Origin of the sequence: Methylobacterium sp. CCH5-D2 (genome assembly GCF_001556475.1) — a bacterium.
GTDB lineage: Bacteria > Pseudomonadota > Alphaproteobacteria > Rhizobiales > Beijerinckiaceae > Methylobacterium > Methylobacterium hispanicum.
Genome location: NZ_LSIX01000067.1, coordinates 1 through 985, shown reverse-complemented (window position 1 = coordinate 985; position 985 = coordinate 1). Strand labels below are relative to the sequence as shown.

The following is a 985-nucleotide window of genomic DNA, read 5'->3' as shown; positions in this document are numbered from 1 at the left end:
GGCGCTCGCCGAGGCCTGCGCGGCCTCCGCGCGGGCGCCGCGCCCCCTCATCGTGGCGCTCGCGAGCGACCAGACCGAGGTGGCCTGCCTCGTCCTCGCCCGCTCGCCGGTCCTCACCGAGGCGGACCTCGTGGACGCCGCCGCGATGGGCTGCGAGGCGGTGCGCGCCGCGATCGCCGCCCGACACCACCTCTCCCACGCGGTCGCCGGGGCGCTCGCCGAGATCGCCGGGCCGGAGACCCTGGCGGTGCTCGCCCGCAACCCCACCGCCCGCATCACAACGGGGCGGATGCTGCGCATGGTCGAGCGCCACGGCGCCGCGCCCGTGCTCCGGGAGGCGCTGCTGGCGCGGCCCGACCTGCCGATCGAGGTCCGCCACGCGGTCGGCGCGCGGCTCGCCCGCGACCTCGAGCACTTCGTCACCGGCTGCGGCTGGCTCACGCCGGAGCGCGGCGCCCGGATGAGCCGGGAGGCCGGCGAGCGGGCGGTGCTCGACCTCTGCGCCGGGGCCGGTGCGGCCTCGGTCGCGCGGGTCGTGCGGCACCTGCGCGCCACCGGCCAGCTCAACGCGGGCCTGATCCTGCGGGCGATCCTCTCCGGGCAGGTCGGGTTCGCCGAGATCGCCTTCGCGGACCTCGCCGAGCTCGAACCGGCCCGCGTCGCGGTGCTGATGCGCGAGCCCCGCGGCGTCGCCGAACTGCACCGGCGCGCCGGCCTCGCCGAGGCGCTGCTGCCCGCCATCGCCGCCGCGCTCGGCGCGTGGCGCGAGGCGCAGGACGGCGCGACCGCGGCGCGGGGTGCCGGCCTGTCGCGCCGGATGATCGAGCGGGCGCTCACCGCCTGCGAGGACATGCCCTTCGGCGAGATGCAGGCCGTGATGGCGCTGCTCACCCGCTTCGAGGCGGAGGCCGCCCGCGACGAGGCCCGCGAGGTCGCCCGCGCCATCGCCGAGGCGGCAGCGGCCCGCGAGGCGGCCCGCCGCGCC

1 protein-coding gene is annotated in these 985 nt (G+C 79.5%); it reads left to right on the top strand.

Going from position 1 to position 985, the window contains the following annotated elements; all coding sequences use genetic code 11:
• The coding region (locus AX737_RS01375) for a DUF2336 domain-containing protein (protein ID WP_066918379.1) at positions 1–985 on the top strand (985 nt) is incomplete at both ends.